At 66.5% G+C, this 15,323-nt stretch carries 9 protein-coding genes; 2 read left to right on the plus strand and 7 right to left on the minus strand.

The window, feature by feature from the left end:
* Positions 1-37: 37 nt before the first annotated feature.
* Both MAB_RS01065 and MAB_RS01070 read right to left on the minus strand, forming a co-directional pair.
* Positions 38-451: a hypothetical protein gene (locus tag MAB_RS01065; RefSeq protein ID WP_005091131.1), complete on the minus strand. Its 414-nt coding sequence runs from the start codon at positions 449-451 to the stop codon at positions 38-40.
* 38 nt (positions 452-489) lie between these two features.
* Complete coding sequence (locus tag MAB_RS01070; protein ID WP_005084065.1) at positions 490-1,464, minus strand: cation diffusion facilitator family transporter; 975 nt, start codon at positions 1,462-1,464, stop codon at positions 490-492.
* A gap of 95 nt (positions 1,465-1,559) precedes the next feature.
* Here MAB_RS01070 and MAB_RS01075 point away from each other — a divergent pair, with 95 nt between their 5' ends.
* On the plus strand, positions 1,560-1,805 hold the full coding sequence (locus MAB_RS01075) for a hypothetical protein (protein ID WP_005062983.1): 246 nt from the start codon (positions 1,560-1,562) through the stop codon (positions 1,803-1,805).
* A gap of 78 nt (positions 1,806-1,883) precedes the next feature.
* Here MAB_RS01075 and MAB_RS01080 read toward each other — a convergent pair whose 3' ends face one another.
* Positions 1,884-5,099, minus strand: coding sequence for an arabinosyltransferase domain-containing protein (locus MAB_RS01080; RefSeq protein WP_005112892.1), 3,216 nt, complete (start codon positions 5,097-5,099; stop codon positions 1,884-1,886).
* Complete coding sequence (locus tag MAB_RS01085; protein ID WP_005091978.1) at positions 5,096-8,389, minus strand: arabinosyltransferase domain-containing protein; 3,294 nt, start codon at positions 8,387-8,389, stop codon at positions 5,096-5,098. The genes MAB_RS01080 and MAB_RS01085 overlap by 4 nt, the downstream gene beginning before the upstream one ends.
* 183 nt (positions 8,390-8,572) lie before the next feature.
* On the opposite strand from MAB_RS01085, the gene MAB_RS01090 reads away from it, so the two are divergent.
* Positions 8,573-9,739: an ATP-binding protein gene (locus MAB_RS01090; RefSeq protein ID WP_005112893.1), complete on the plus strand. Its 1,167-nt coding sequence runs from the start codon at positions 8,573-8,575 to the stop codon at positions 9,737-9,739.
* Positions 9,740-9,813: 74 nt separating this feature from the next.
* Here the strand turns inward: MAB_RS01090 and MAB_RS01095 are convergent, their stop codons facing one another.
* The 3 genes from MAB_RS01095 to MAB_RS01105 form a co-directional block, all read right to left on the minus strand.
* Positions 9,814-9,996, minus strand: a complete 183-nt coding sequence (locus tag MAB_RS01095) for a hypothetical protein (RefSeq protein WP_005062992.1) — start codon at positions 9,994-9,996, stop codon at positions 9,814-9,816.
* 121 nt (positions 9,997-10,117) lie between these two features.
* Positions 10,118-13,375: an arabinosyltransferase domain-containing protein gene (locus MAB_RS01100; RefSeq protein ID WP_005112894.1), complete on the minus strand. Its 3,258-nt coding sequence runs from the start codon at positions 13,373-13,375 to the stop codon at positions 10,118-10,120.
* A 48-nt stretch (positions 13,376-13,423) separates the two neighbouring features.
* A complete protein-coding gene (locus MAB_RS01105; protein WP_005084053.1) occupies positions 13,424-15,316 on the minus strand; it encodes a galactan 5-O-arabinofuranosyltransferase in 1,893 nt (630 codons plus the stop codon).
* Positions 15,317-15,323 lie beyond the last annotated feature (7 nt).

Consider the following 15,323-nt stretch of genomic DNA (forward strand, 5'->3'; position numbering starts at 1 on the left):
CGCACCGCGCGTCGGGGGCCTTCGTGTTCGGTGGAGATCAGTCGCGCAGGATCAGGGCACGACTGCCGGCGTGCGCCCACACCACCGCGGCGGCGATCGAGATGAGCATCGTCACCCACGAGAACCAGGTGACGTCGACGCGTGGCCCGGAGACGAAGCTGTCTTGTACGGAGGGCCAGTAACTCGGCATGAGGTGCACGTAGCCCAGGCCCAGAACGCTTGCGCTGCCGACGATCACGGTGGCCTCCGGGGCGTGCCTGCGGTGGCGCAGGATCATCGTCACCGCGACGGCGATGAGAACCGCGTGGGTGGCGGCGAGGTAGGTCAGGGTCAGCGGCGCCGCGGCGAAGCCACGTCGCAGGTGGTCGATGGCATCCAGCCCCCAACCGATCACAAAGGCGATGGTGGCCGCCCGCAGAAACGCGTCGGCGCGAGTCGCTGGCTCTCCCATCGTGACCTCCATGGCCCGCTACTGCTGGTATCAGATGCCTACCCCTTGCCCGGCAAGGCGCTGCCATCCGCGCGGTACGGCTCTCCGTGGGGATCGAAGCAATGCGTCGAGGCCTCGGTGCCCTCGTGGTCGACCTGCAAGGTGGTGTGGTCGATGTCGTACTGCGTATGGAGCAACTCCTCGATCTCACGCCGTATTCCGTGGCAGTCCGCATTGGGCGCCACCAATATGTGGGCCGACAGCGCCGGCTGGCCGGAGGTGATCTGCCAGATGTGGAGATCGTGCACCTCGGCCACCGCGTGCACCGCCGCGAGCTGGGTTCCGATGGTGCCGGGGTCTAGGCCTACAGGCGCGGCTTCCAAGAAGATCCGTCCCGATTCGCGGACCAGGCCCCAGCCCGCCTTGAGCATCAGCGCGGCCACGACAAGTGCGGCGATGGCATCCGCGCGGGTGAAGCCGGTGAGCCACACCACGGCGCCGGCGACGGCGGTGGCGATGAATGCGTAGAGGTCGTTGAGGATGTGCTGGAAGGCGCCCTCGACGTTGAGGCTGGAACGGTTGGCCTTGCTGATGCACCACGTGGCTGCCACGTTGACGGCGATTCCGGCCAGTGCGGTGATGAACACCAGCAGGCCTGAGACCTCCGGGGGAGTGATCAGCCGGCGGATGCCCTCGTAGATGAAGAAGGCGGCCAGTAGGAACAGCGTCACGCCGTTGGCCTGTGCCGACAGGATCTCGGCGCGCTTGAGGCCGAACGTATAGCTACCCCGCGCCGGACGCGACGAGAGGCGAATGGCGATGAGCGCCAATACGATCGATGCCGCGTCGGTCAGCATATGCCCGGCGTCGGAGATCAACGCCAGCGATTGGGCGATGATGCCGATGACGACCTCGATGGCCATGAATCCGCCGATCAGGATCAAGGCGATGGTCAGCCATTTCCGATCGGCGTCGGCGTTCACGCCGTGACCATGGGAGTGCCCGGAGCCGTGCTCGTGTGCGTCCGCTGCCATGTCCGCTCCTTCTTACGATTCATGCAAACATATGCATGCTAGCATTTGTCATGACAAACGTTCAGCCCTTGACCTGTCCGAAGTGTGAATCACAGATGCTGTCGACGAAATGGTTCGGCGTACGCACATTTCAATGCACGGGATGTGCGGCGCTGTTACTGGAGCAGGACAGCCTGCAGCAGTTCGTGGATGGAGCCGCGCGTTTCGGCCCGTCGGCGCATATCGACCAGCCGCCCACGGCGCAGCCGTACCCACCCGCGCCTCCTCAGGACTACCGGGGATTTATGGGCGGACTCTTCGGCGGAGGCGGCCACGGATATCGCCGCCGGGGCCACCACTGACTCACCGGGCGTCTCGAATGTGCGGATTGTGTCGATATCACGTCGGAAATCGACACAATCCGCACACTCGACGTGCCGTTACGGCTTGATCCGGATCTGGTTCGGCTTCCAGAGCCCACTGTGTACCTGCGAGCCGTACTCGATCTGCGCGGGTTGGGCATCGACGATGGTGTCGAGCTTGCGCAGCGAGCCCCAGTCGCGGCCCCAGTCCTTGGACAGGTAGGTCGGCATCACGTGTGCCCGCAGCAGCAGGTCGGTGATGCCGAGCAGGCCACCGTTCTCGCCGTCCTGCCAGGTGTCGGTGTCCTTGCGCTTCTGGTCGTAGTCCGGCGTGATGCGGAACTCGGGAACTTCGGTGATCCCGTACTGATGCAGCATCGGGTGCTGGCACGGGAAGACCAGTCCCACGGTCCAGTCCAGCAGCACCGGCCGGGTGCTGCCCACGTACTCCTGCAGTGACTTCAGCTCCGGCACCCGGGGTGGCGCAAAGGCCAGCCAGTCGCCCGGAGTCAGCGAGCCGTCAATCGCGACAATCCGCACGGCGGTCGCGGTCTCGGGGATATCCGAACGGGCGAAGCGCAGGTTGCGCCAGGATGGCGCGGGCCCAAGGTCGTAGGGCGTCAGGCGTCCCAAGGGGCTGAACGCACCGTCGGGGCCCGCCGTGCCGTACTCCAATTGCAGTGTCTGCCCGGAGAGTTCGCCCTTGACGTTCTTGGCCGCGATGGTGCCGGCTGCCGTCACCACGATCAGTGGATGGGCGGCATCGCGCGCGGGGAGCCGGTACCAATCGGAAGTCACCTTCGCCTGCTGCTGCGGACCGACGCGGTAGGAGCCCACGATCGGTACCCGGGCCGGATCCAGCCCGTAGGGCAGCCGCACCGTGGAGCCATTGACGCCCGGGGTTGTGTTGCGATCCTTGGAATCCCAGTCGTAGTCGGTTCCCGGCCGTGAGTCATTCATCCGGATGGATTCGGCGACGATCTTGTCCGGTACCCCGTCGGCGGTAAAGCCTGACGGGGCGGAGCCGCCGAGCGGCCCCAGCGCGCCGGTCTCTTGCTCGCCGATCGCGGGCAGGAATCCGGCATTCGCGTCGGGCTCGACGAGAACGTCGTCGGCCAGCCCACATCCGCCCGCCAGTTCGCGGATGTTCGCCCATCCGTTGGAATACGACGGGTACTGACGGGCGACGCCGATCGCCAGCTGGCAGATGGACGTGAGCACCATGAATCCGGCGGCCCAGGCGACCGGCGCGGAGGTGATGGACCGCGTGATGCGGTTGTCCTCACGCCGCGGCGAGAAGTGCAGCCATGCTGCGTAGCCGACCGCGAGCGCGAACAGCGCGAAAAATATTGTGCTGACGCTTATTCCGGCGATCTTGGGCATGCTGCTGTTGAACGGAATACCGAAACTCGAGACGTACCACCAGCCTGCGGCGCTGGCCCAGCTGAGAGCCAGCACGAACAGCACCGTGGCCACGACGGCCATGCGGTTGCGACTCCAGCGCAACACCTGTGGTGACACCAGCACCGTGGCCAACGCCGCCACGGCGGCGCCCAGGGCGGCGAACAGCCCGAAGTGGTGTACCCACTTGGTGGGCGCGAACATCAGGAAGAAGATGGTGCCAAAGACGACGCCCAGCACACGCCAGGCCGGCCCGCGGGCCACCCCGGGAACGCGCTTGCGGCGCAGGAGAATGAACATCGCGATGAACAGGCACGCCGCGATCAGCAGGAAGCCGAAGCGCCGCGATACCGAACCGTCCACCGTCGGCAGGAACATGTAGTAGTACCGCAGGTTGTCCGTGTACCACGCCTGCGATGGGCCGATGGCGGTGCGGATCCTGGTCGCCTCGAAAACCGTTGCCAGTGTTTGATCGGAGAACACCACGGGCAGGATGACGGTTCCAGCGGCCAGCATGGGCGCCACCAGCGGCCAGGTGCCCACCTGACGGTGCTTGGTCACGATGATCCGCAGGATCGGCCGGCCACCGGCGAGCAGCGCGGCGACGGCGATCAGACCGGTCGGCTGTATCCCGAGAGTAAAGGCAGCGGTGATGGTCGCCAGCGCGGCGGGAGTCAGTCGCCGGGAGGTGATGGCCCGCTCGATGAGCACCCAGGTGATCAGCGACCCGACCGCGATCTGTCCCTCGGGGCGCAGACCGTTGTTGAACGGGAACCAGGACGCCAGCAGCACGAAGCCGGCCGCCCATGCCGCCGGCTTGCTGCGTGCGACAGCGGGCCCCAAGCGGGGCAACACTTCCCGGCTGATCAAAAGCCAGCAGACCAGCGAGGCGATCAGGTCGGGCAGCCGGATCCACAGGCTGATATCGCTGAACTTGGTCATGATGGCCAGCAGGTTGTAGTACCAGCCGAACGGGTCTTCCGGGCTGCCGAACCAGCGGAAGTAGTTGGCCATGTACCCCGCGTGCTCGGCGGTACGCGCCATACCCATCTGGTAGCCGTCGTCCGACGACCCCGCTCCGATCACGTACCAGAGCACCAGTGCGCTCATGATGACGGTGTCGGTCAGATCGAAGCGCCGCCAGCGGGTCGGAATGAGCCGCCGCATGCGGTGGCCATCGGTCTGGTCGATCCGCCACAGCGCCAGCACCGCGATGATGGTGGAGATGACCGCGCCTACCATCGCCGCGAGCTTGAGAAGTGTTGGACTGGAGGAGAATCGGGTGTCGATATGGGCGGTAAGGCTCAGGCCCTGGGGCGCCGGCCCGCTGAGCTGGGTGAAGACCCCGACAATCTGTGGGCGCAGGTTGGGATCGGGGAATCCGCTGCGCAGATCGGCGGACTTCTCGGCGCCGTCACCGTGAAGCCCCTCGAATGTAGCGAAGGTGCCCTTATCCGATGAGGTGATGACGATCCGTCGGCAGTCGGGAGAGGCGACCTTGGTGCGCGGGACGCTCGCGATGACCACATTGCGGTCGGTGATATCGAGCCGCTCCTTGGTGACCCGGACAAAAAGGCTTTGTAGTGCTGCCTCTTTGCCCTCGGGAGGCGCGGTACCCAGGATGACGGCCCCGTCGGCCGGGGCGGAGTTGACCACGGCGCACGGCACGATCACCGTCATGTCCATGGGCGTCTGGGAGATCAGCGGCGCGGTGACGTTGTTGAGCCGGCCCTGCTGTGGCCAGTCGAGGGTCGCGGTGGACACCTTGACGGGCAGCAGCGGGATCGAGACGCTCAGCACGAACCCGAGCAGACCGAAAACGGTTGCCGTCCAACGTGCGATGTTTAGCTTGCGGGCCTCGGCTGCGGTATCTGTCACGGAATTCTCTGTCATGGCAGGGCTCGAATCGGTCCTTTACGGGTCCAGCCGTTCACGACGACGGTGCCCTCGGTGAGTTGTGCGTCGGGTGCCAGATTCGGAGCCACGATGGGCTCGTACTTCTCTATCGAGCCCCAGTCGCGATACCAGTCGTTGCGCAGGTAGGTGGGCACCGACGAGGTTCGCAGCAGCGCGGTGGTGAACATGAACGGGCCACCGTCTTCGGCCGACATCCACATGTTCGACGAGGTCGCCACCTGCTTGTGCTCGGGCATCACGCGGAACTTGGGCAGTTCGGCCACCCCAAGATGCTCGCTGAACGGCCGTTGGCACGGGAAGTTTTGTGCCACAGCCATATCCAGCAGCACGGGTGTGTCGGACCCCAAGAGATCCTGTGCCGTCTTCAGGGTTGGTACCCGCGGCGGGGTGAACGCGAGCCATTGGTCACTGGACAGGTTGGGGTCGTCGGCGACGATACGGACCACGTTGGCCCCGGGCGGCGCGGTCTTGGTGGGGAACCGCAGGTTGCGCCAGACTGTTTGCGGCCCAATGTCAATGGGGTAATCCTGGCGAAGTGGCTTGAAACCGCCGGGGCTCTGGGGGTCGCGGACACCCCACTCCAGCTTGAGCTGCTGGCCGTAGTTGATCTCGGGGCTGAAGGTGCCGTCCTGCTGGAACGACCAGATCGCACCGGCGGCCGAGATCACCACCAGCGGTCGATCGGGGCTGGGCGGTGGAAGCTCGTACCAGGACGACTTGAGGTGCGCGGCAATCGAGTTCTCCCCGTAGCTGCCCATCACCGGGGTGCGGGCCGGGTCCAGCCCGAACGGCAGCTGCATGCTGGAGCCGTTGATGCCGGTGGGGCCGACGCCGCCGGTGGTTCCCGCTCCGTCGCTTACCTCCATGATCGGCGCGTTCGGGGAGGCATCGGAGTTCACCAGGCCCGGCTTGCCGACGACGGGCAAGGACGTCATGCCGATGCGCACTCCGTCGGGGACGAAGCCGACGGGATCCAGGCCTCCGAGCGGCCCGTACTTGCCCGCTTGCTGGCCGGGAATGGGTTGCAGCAGGCCCTCGTTGGCGTCTGGCTCGACTAACACGTCGCTGGCCATGGCGCACGGATCGCTGCCGGTCAGCGCCAACAGGTTGGCCTTGCCGGTGGTGTAGGTGTCGCTACGCGCGTAGACCCCCTTGGCCATCGAGGTCACTTCGAGAATCACCATGATGGCGGCGACGATCATCAGTGGGGTCGAGGCCAGCAAGCGATTGCGCCGGGTGTTCTCGACCTCGGTGTGCCCGGCATAGTCCAGACGGAAGTGCAGCCAGCCGGCGATCAATGCGGTGATCACCGAGAGCACCAGGAACATGTTGGTGACGGGATGGCTGGCGATCACCGGTTGCTTGTCGAACCATGGCACGCCGTAGTTGCCGACGTAGAACCAGCCGTTGATGCCCGAGGTCGACCAGGCCAGGATGAACAGCAGAGCCGTCACGTACAGCGCCAAATTGCGCCGCGAATGCAGACCGACTCGCGCAAAGGTGAATGCCGCGACCGCTCCGAGCGCGCCCGACAACCCCGCGAAAATGCCGAACTGGATGGCCCACTTGGTGGGGGTGAAGGTCAGTAGCAGCAATCCGATCGCGGTGCTGCCGATGAGGCGCCACACCGGTCCGCTGGCCAGGCCCGGTAGTACGCCGCGGCGCAGCAGTACCGCAAGGGTGCCGAAGAGGCAGAGCAGCAGGATGAACACCGCGATACGCCGGGTCAGTGAGCCGTCGACATTGGATTCGACGGTCAGGAAGTAGTAGCGCAGGAATTCCTGGTACCAGGCGATCGTCGGACCGACCACATATTTGATGCGCGCGGATTCGGCGACGGTGGCCAGGGTCTGGTCCCGGAAGGTGAAGGCGAGCACGCCCGCGACCGAGGCCGCCAGGACCGCGATAGGGGTGAATCGCCCGTACCGCAGGCGGCGCACGGCGACGACGCGGGCGATGGCGCGGCCGCCGGCCAGTAGCGGTCCCAGCGCGATGAGGCCTTGGGGGGCCACCGTCGCGGCCAGCAGGGCTACCACGATCGCCAGCGTGGCGGGCGAGAGGCGGCGGGTGGCGATGGCGCGTTCCACCAGGATCCAGGTGAGCACGGTGCCGAACACGATGATGGGCTCCGGGCGCAGGCCGTTGTTGAACGGAAGCCAGGCGGTGAGGAAGACCAGCGCGGCGGTCCACACGGCGGTCCGGCTGGCGGCGAGTTGCTCGCCCAGCCGGGGCAGCATCTTCTTACGCAGGATGTACCAGGTGCCGATGCCCGCCAGGGTGGCCGGCACGCGCATCCACACCCCGACGGTGCTCACCTGTGTGAGCCAGCTCAAAAGGGTTGCGTACCAATCGAATGGAGACGCGGTGGCACCGAAGTAGCGGTAGTACTCCGCGACGTACCCGGCCTGATGCGCGACGCGCGCCTCGACCAGCACGTTGCCGTCATCGGAGGTGATGGCGCCGATGACATGCCAAAGCAGAAGTGTGCCAACGACTCCGATGTCGGCCACACCGTTGGTCAGTAGTGTGGCGCGGCCCGGCAGCCGGAATGGTTTGCGCGGGAGTTTGCGCCCGCCGCGTTCCAGCACGGCCAGGGCCGCGATGGCGATAGCGACGGCGCCGATGCCGAGCACCATGGCCGCCAGCTTCAAAGTGGTTGGACTGCTGATGAATCGGGTATCGACCACCACATGGGCGGTTGGGCCGCCCGCCGCGGGCACCTTGAGGTCGGTGAACAAGCCGGTGACCTGAGGCTTGTTTTCGATGGACAGGGTGCCGCTGGCATTGGGTAGCCCGGCGAAGTTGGCGCCCACCCCGCCGGCATTGGCCCAGATGTCCAGGGTGGTGCAGCCGCCGGACTCCACGGCCTTGCGTGGCGCGACCGTCGCGACGTTGTCGCGGAATGCCACAACCACCAGATCGGTGGTTGCCCGCACGAACAATGCGTGCCGGCTTGCTTCGAAGCCGCCGTCGGGGCTGGTGGACAGCACCACACCGCCGCTGGCGGGCAGCGTCGCGACGGCGGTGCAGGGTATGTGTGCCTCGAAGGACAGCGGGGCGCCGGACACCAGTGGCGCGGTGATGCCGGTGATGTTCCCGTCGGCGCCGGCTCCCTGGGGCCAGTTGATGTCGACGGTGGACTGACGGACCGGCAGCAGGGGAACGAGCACGCACAACAGCACACCGATGGTGGCCGCAGCCAAAGAAATCAGACGTGCCCGCTGGGCTGTACCTGCTGTCGCGGACTGTGAAAGCTGCGAAGGCACGAGGGCGATGGTATGTGACGAAGCTTCGCGCCCCTGAACGCAGCGCGCGCGTTGGCCGGATTGAGACCTCTAAAACCGATACCAGTCGATAACTCGGTAGAAGTATCGGAAAGTATCCAGAATGTCGGCCCCACCTGATACCTATTGATACGGCACCGAGAAGTATCAAGTGAGGATTTCGGTATGCAGCCCAGTCCGTACACGCCAGGCCAGGTGGCACGTGAGGTCGTCGGCCGCGCCGAGCAGCTGGCCGAGATCGGCGAGCGACTGATGTACATGACGGAGCTTGGGCGGCTGATCGGCCGCATCCGTGTCGACACCGGGCCGCGTGGTGTGGGAAAGACCTCACTGCTGCGTGAGGTCCAGCGTGCGGCCGAGGCGCGCGGTGTGGTGACGGTGTGGGTGACCGCAGGCGGCGAGGAGCCGCTGACGGCGGCGATCGCCACCCAGATCCGCGCCCGCACCGCGGGGTGGAAGAAGAAGTCACGCGGCCGGTTACTGCGAGCCATCGATCAGGTGAGCATCACCGCCGGTGTGCCGGGGGTGGCGCAACTCGGTGCGACGGTCAAACCGGCGCAGTCCGCCGAGGGGGCGTCACCGGAGCCATCCTTCAAGGAACTGATCGTCGAGACGGTCAAGGCGGCGCGCGACGAGGGACACCGGGGTCTGGTGCTGTTGATCGACGAGGTGCAGGACGCTGACCGGCAGGGATTGCGCACCCTGGCCGTCACCTGGCAGGACCTGCAGGCCGAGGCCGACGCCCTGCCTGCCGGGTTGTTCGCGGCGGGCCTCCCGCAGACGCCGGAGATCATCAGCGCCGCAGCCACCTTCAGCGAGCGGTTCGCATACCGCACATTGCATCGGCTAGGCCCCGACGCATCGCGGGTGGCGCTGGTCAAGCCCGCCGGCCAGGTCGGGGTGGACTGGGCGCCGGACGCGCTCGAGGCAGTCATCGCGCAGACGAACGGATATCCGCACACGCTGCAGCTCTACGCGGACGCCGCGTGGGCACGCGCCGGGTATCCGGATCCGGGAGGCCAGATCGGGATGCCCGATGTCGAGCACGCCGCCCGACAGGTCGCCGAGGATATGGACGCACTCTTTCGCGCGCGCTGGAACAACGCGACCCCGGTGCAGCGGCGCTTCATGACGGCGATGGCGCAGTCATTGACCGACGATCGGGTGTCCAGCCGGTCCGATATCGCGGCCGCGTTGGGCCGTGATTCGCGGGCTATCAGCGCCGCCCGCGCCGGGCTCATCGACAAGGGGCTCATCGCCGTGGCCGGCCACGGGCTGCTGGAGTTCAGCATCCCCGGTTTCGCGGAGTTCGTGCACGCGCAGGAGGGCTAGCCACTCCGCCGACACGCCGTGTTCTGCGTTTCGCACGTGGGAAACGCGTCAGAAACCGTAGTCTCGGCGCCCGGTCAGTCGTTATGCGGTGACTTCTCGCGAATCGCTCCCGAGCGTTCACATTTCGGATCGACCTTGACCGGGTGGTGCGGACAGGGCTCGTCGTCCTTGGGCTTGGCGTGGCTGGGCAACGCCGTCACCAGATATGACGCCAGGGATGCAGTCACCAGGAATTGCCAGGCGATTTGTCGCAGCATGGGCCGCACCTTCCTTTGGGATGTCTTTGCTGACAACCCCATTGAAGTCGGCGCGGGCGCCACTGGCTTCCGATAAATTGCCAGGTTTTATCGAAAAGCGGCCAGTGGGCAGTGGTGCGGGCTACCGGCTCTTGCGCAACGGTCCGGGTGTCCAGAGTCCGCTGTGCACGGCAGTACCGAGCTGCAGCTGCGCCTCGGTGGCGTTCCGGTAGTACGGCGTGAACCGTTGCAGCGCACCCCAATCGCGGAACCAGTCGTTCTGCAAGTAGGTCGGTACCGGGGTGGCCTTGAGGAGCAGTTCGGTGATGCCCAGCGGGCCCCCGCCGAGGTAGTCCATCACCGGCGAGTTGGCCTCCGCGCCGAAACGATCGGGGAGGATGCGCCACTTCGGGATCTCGATGACACCGTTCTTGTGGCCGAACGGCCGCTGGCACGGGAAGGCAAGCCCCACGAGCCAATCCAGGAACACCGGATCGGAGCCCACCACCGCCTGCAGCGAGCGCAGCGACGGCACCCGGGGCGGGGTGATCGCCACCCAGTGCTGTGGCGCTAGGTCGTCATCGGTGACCAGCAGCCGGATCCGGGTGGCCTGGGTCGGGATGGCGTCACGCGACATCCGCAGGTTCCGCCAGGCGGGAGACGGGCCCAGATCGGCGAATGAGATGGCGCCCAAGACCTTTCCGTCCTCACCGGCGAACTGCACCTGCAGCTCGACCGGATCGAACCGGCCCGCCGCGGCCAGTACCAACAGCGGCTTGGTGGCGTCCTTCGGGGGCAGCCGGTACCACGACGACAGCAGCCGGGCCGAGCGCTGCGGGCCCACCTGGTAGCTGCCCATGACGGGCGTGGTCTCCGGCTTCAGGTCGAAGGGCAGCCGGGCGCGCGAGCCGTTGACGCCGGCGGCGATGGTGGTGCCGCCCTCGGTGTCTTGACTGCCGTTGGCGTTGCCGCTCTTGTCGCGTTCGACGAAGCTGTCCGAGCCCTGTGGGTTGTTCTCTTCATCGGCCGACACATCCGACGGAATTCCGTTGGGGTCGAACATGATATTGGTATCGGCGGCCAATGCCTGCCCGATCGGGGCGTCGATCGGCTGTAGCATCCCGGCGTTGGGGTCCTCTTCGACCATCACGTCGTTGGCCAGCCCGCAGCCGTTGCCGCGCAGCGCGTCGAGGTTGGAGCGTCCTACCGACCAGGCGGGGTACTGGTTGATCATGCCGGCGGTCAGCGAGAAGATCGACCAGACCACGACGATCCAGGTGCCGACGGCAAGCGGAGACTCGGCGAGGCGCGCCAGCACCGGATGCACCGGTGTGCGGCCGGGATGGTCGCGGCCGGTGAAATGCATCCACGCCGCGATCAGGATGGCGAGCACCGAGAGCCCAAAGAAGACCGTGCTGATGCCGAAGTGCCACTGCGGGAACGAATTCGACCAGGGCACACCGAAGTTGGAGACGTACCACCAGCCGTTGACGCTGGAGAACGACAACGACAGCACAAAGAGCACGATGGCGGCGTAGAGCGTGCGGTTGCGCGGGGAGCGCATGGCCGCGGCGGTCACGGCCACCGCGGCCAGCGCACCGAGTGACCCGGCCAGGCCCGCGAACACGCCGAAGTGGTGGGTCCACTTGGTGGGGGTGAACATGATCGCGACGAACGAGATCAGGGTGATGCCGATGATCCGCCGGCTGGGCCCGCTAGCGGTGCCGGGAATCTTGTTCTTGCGCAATGTCATTGCCACAGCCACGCCGAGGGCGATGACCAGGGCCAGCACGGGGAACCGGCGGGAGATGGCACCGTCGGTGGTGGGCAGGAACAGACGCTCGTACCTGACGTGTTCGTCGAACCAGTTCAGCGACGGCCCGACGGCCGACTTGAGCGCGTTGGCCTGGATCTCCCCGACGAGAGTCTGATCGCGGAAGATGACGATCAGCGTCACCAGCCCGGCGGCCAGGATCGGTGCCAGCAGGGCGGCATAGCCGAAGCGCTTCGCGCGCTTGGACACGATGGTGCGCAGCGGTCCGATCGCGACCAGCAGCGCGCCGATGGACGCGATACCGGTGGGGCCGGAGAACAAGGTGAGCGCGCCGATGATGCAGGCGGCGGCGGCAGGCAGCAGCCGGTTGGTGGCGATGGACCGTTCCACCGAGCACCAGGTCAACAGGATGCCGAGGGCAATGATCGGTTCGGGGCGCAGTCCGTTGTTGAACGGCAGCCAGAACGCCAGGAACATCGCCGCCGCGGTCCACGGCACCACCGGGTTGGTGCGGGCAGCGTGGCCCAACCGGGGGATGACCTCGCGGCTGATCACCGCCCAGCACAACAGGCCCATCGCCAGGGTGGGCAGCCGCATCCAGACGCTGGCAGTACTGACATGAGCCCAGATGGTCAGCAGGTCGTAGTACCAGCCGAACGGCGACTCGGGGGTGCCGAACCAGCGGTAGTAGTTGGCCATGTAGCCCGATCCCTCGGCGACCCGGGCCATGGTGAGGATGTAGCCGTCATCGGACGTGTTCGCCCCGACGAAATGCCACCACACCAGCACCGCCCCGACGAGCGCGTCCAGCGGCCGCGGCTTCCACCAGCCCTCGGGCATGAAGCGCTTGTGTCTGCGGCCGTCGGCCGTGTCCAGCGTGTGCAGCGCGACCAGCGAGACAGCGGTGAGCAGGACGCCGAGGATCATCGCGATGAGCTTGGCGACGGTGGGCGAGCTGCTGTACCGGGTGTCGACGGTGGCCGAGAGCTTCAGGCCCGCGGGTGCGGGGCCGGATAGATCGGTGAAGATGCCGACGATCTGCGGCCGGAAGTCGTAACCGCCGCGCTCCCCGGCACGTGGCTGTCCGGGCTTGGCGTCCTTGGGGCCTTGCGTGAGCCCGACGAACTTACCGGTCACCTTGTCCGAATGCGCGCTGACCTCGAGTCGCTGACAGTTCGGGCCGAGAACCTCGGAGAACGGTGCCGAGACCACCGGCACATTGCGCACGATCACCACGAGATCGCCACCGCTGCGCTGAATCAGCATGCCGCGGTCTACCGCGTTGGGCGCCTGCTTGGGCACAGTGGACAGCAACACGTTGTTGTGTGCGTCAAGGCCCTTGGCTGCCGCGCAGGGCACCGTGATGGTGAGATCGGTGGGTACGTATCCGATGAGGGGCGCATCGACGCTGGCGAGGGTGTTGTTCTGCGGCCAGTTGAGCTGCGCGGTGTCCTGGCGGACCGGCAGCAGCGGGGTGGCGATGGCCAGCAGTGCGCCCAGGAAGCCGGTGACGATGGCGAGCAGTCGGGCCTTGCGGTATTCGCCGTCGCCGTTCCCGGCGACCTTTTCCGTCGCGTTGCCCGCTGTGCTGTCGCCTCTTCGCGCAAGCGGCTCATCGGTCGTCACGGAGGAAGATGTTAGTTGGCGCGCAACGAGCCCCTTGCGCGACGAGCGCTAAGCGTGCGGCGGCACCCGCACCACGAGCACGAACGGACCGATGGTGCGGACGGTGAACCGGGGATCGGCGAACAACTGCTTGTTCAGCGTGACGGTGTACCGCTTCACGTTCGGCTGGTTGGGGTAGACGTCCTTGGCGAGCCGCAGCGAGTAGTTGTCGCCGGACTGGCGCATCAGCAGCACGGTAGGGGCCCGCCACGGCAGGGCGTCGAGCGCACGCACCATCTCGTCGGCGGTATGCAGGTCTTCCCAGCTCTTGATCGCGGCCGCGCGCTTGTCGAACTGTGCCAGCGGGTTCGCATAGTGCGGGGTGAGTCCCTGGAAGCCGTAATAGGGATAGAACGCCAGGAAGCTGTAGTCGGCGGTCAGCACGACAGTCTCATCGCGGGGCTTTCCGGTGATCTCGGTGATCGCCTTGTCGATGGCGATGTAGTGGCTTTCCGGGCCGGGCGGCCGGCGATCGGCGCGTTGTCCGGTGCCGTCGGTATCGGCGTAGGCGATGACGATGTCGGAGCGCAGCACGTCGGGGATGTCCTGGCTGAAGGCCAGGGCCCCGGCCAGGCCGATGGCCGTGGCCACCAGTGTGGCGTGTTTGGTGCGTTTTGCCGCTACCGCAGTGAGCTCCAGGAAGGCGAACACACCCGCGGCCGCGAGCAGCACGGTGAGGGTGGGCACCAGCCGGAACGACAGCAGGGTGGTCTTGGCGAGGGTGGCGAGCATGGACAGCAACGACCACAGATACACGGACGTCACACCGATGGCGAGCGCCCCGGCACGCACCGAGCTACGCGCACGTGCCACCAGCCACACGGTGCCGATCAAACACAGACCGCCCAGCATGGTGGGTTGCAGCATCGGGAAGGACAGCTCGGCACCCTCGTTGGGCAGATAGTGCTGTGCCGAGGCCGCCTTCTCCAGAGAAGCGTGGGCGACGGCGACGAGATACGGGCCCCAGAAGACCAGGGCGATGACAATAGAGATTGCGGCGATGGCGAGCCAGCGCAACAGGGGCTCTTTGACGCCCGGCCACCAACCGTTCTGCCGGACGCGGCCCATCGCGACCACTGCGGCGGCGACGGTGATGGCGAGCGCGCCGAACGCGGTGAGCAGTGTGTAGAACAGTGCCGCGAAGCCCAGGAACACGCCCGTCCCCACGACGGCCCCCCAGCCCGCGCCGCGATCCGCGCGCAGTGCGCTGTACCCCAACACCAGCACGGGTGGAAGCAACACCGTGACGATCGCGCCATAGGGCTCGGTGGAGGCATACGCCAGGGTGACGGCGGCGGTCGCAGTGCTCACGATGAGTGCGTATTCGAAACGAATCATCCTGTTCCACAAGATGAATGCCGCGCAAACCGCGATTGCCAGAGAGGTGATGGCCCACGGCTTGTACATCTCCCAACCGGAGGTTCCGGTGAGCGCCGCGAGACGCCCACCGATCCAGAACCAGCCCGCCGGGTAGAACGGGGGCATATCCGGGTAGGTCATATCGTGCAGTGCGGGCGAATCGGTGAAGCGGGTCAGGTACTCGGTACGGAACTGCTGATCCACCGAGATCCCGAACAGGTACAGCTTGGTGGCGCCCAGCGGCATCCCGACGGTGACCACGGTGAACGTGGCCAGGAAGAGCAGCGATAGCCACTTCGAGACGGCCCGGTGCCCTCGGCGCCAGAGCACCCCGGCCAGCACCAATCCGGCGATGGCGCCGAACTGTCCGACCGTGGTGAGTGCGTGCAGCTGGTTGGACGAGCCGAAGGCCGGCCACTCGACGCGCGCGATCGCGGTGAGTGCGACCACGCTGACGGCGGCGGCTGTGACGACAGCGAGCGTCAGGTCCTTGGTGGTGTCCAGTACGTGCCGACGTGCCGCCTCTGCTGTCTGGGCCGTCATCGCGCGC

Source organism: Mycobacteroides abscessus ATCC 19977 (assembly GCF_000069185.1).
Classification (GTDB): domain Bacteria; phylum Actinomycetota; class Actinomycetes; order Mycobacteriales; family Mycobacteriaceae; genus Mycobacterium; species Mycobacterium abscessus.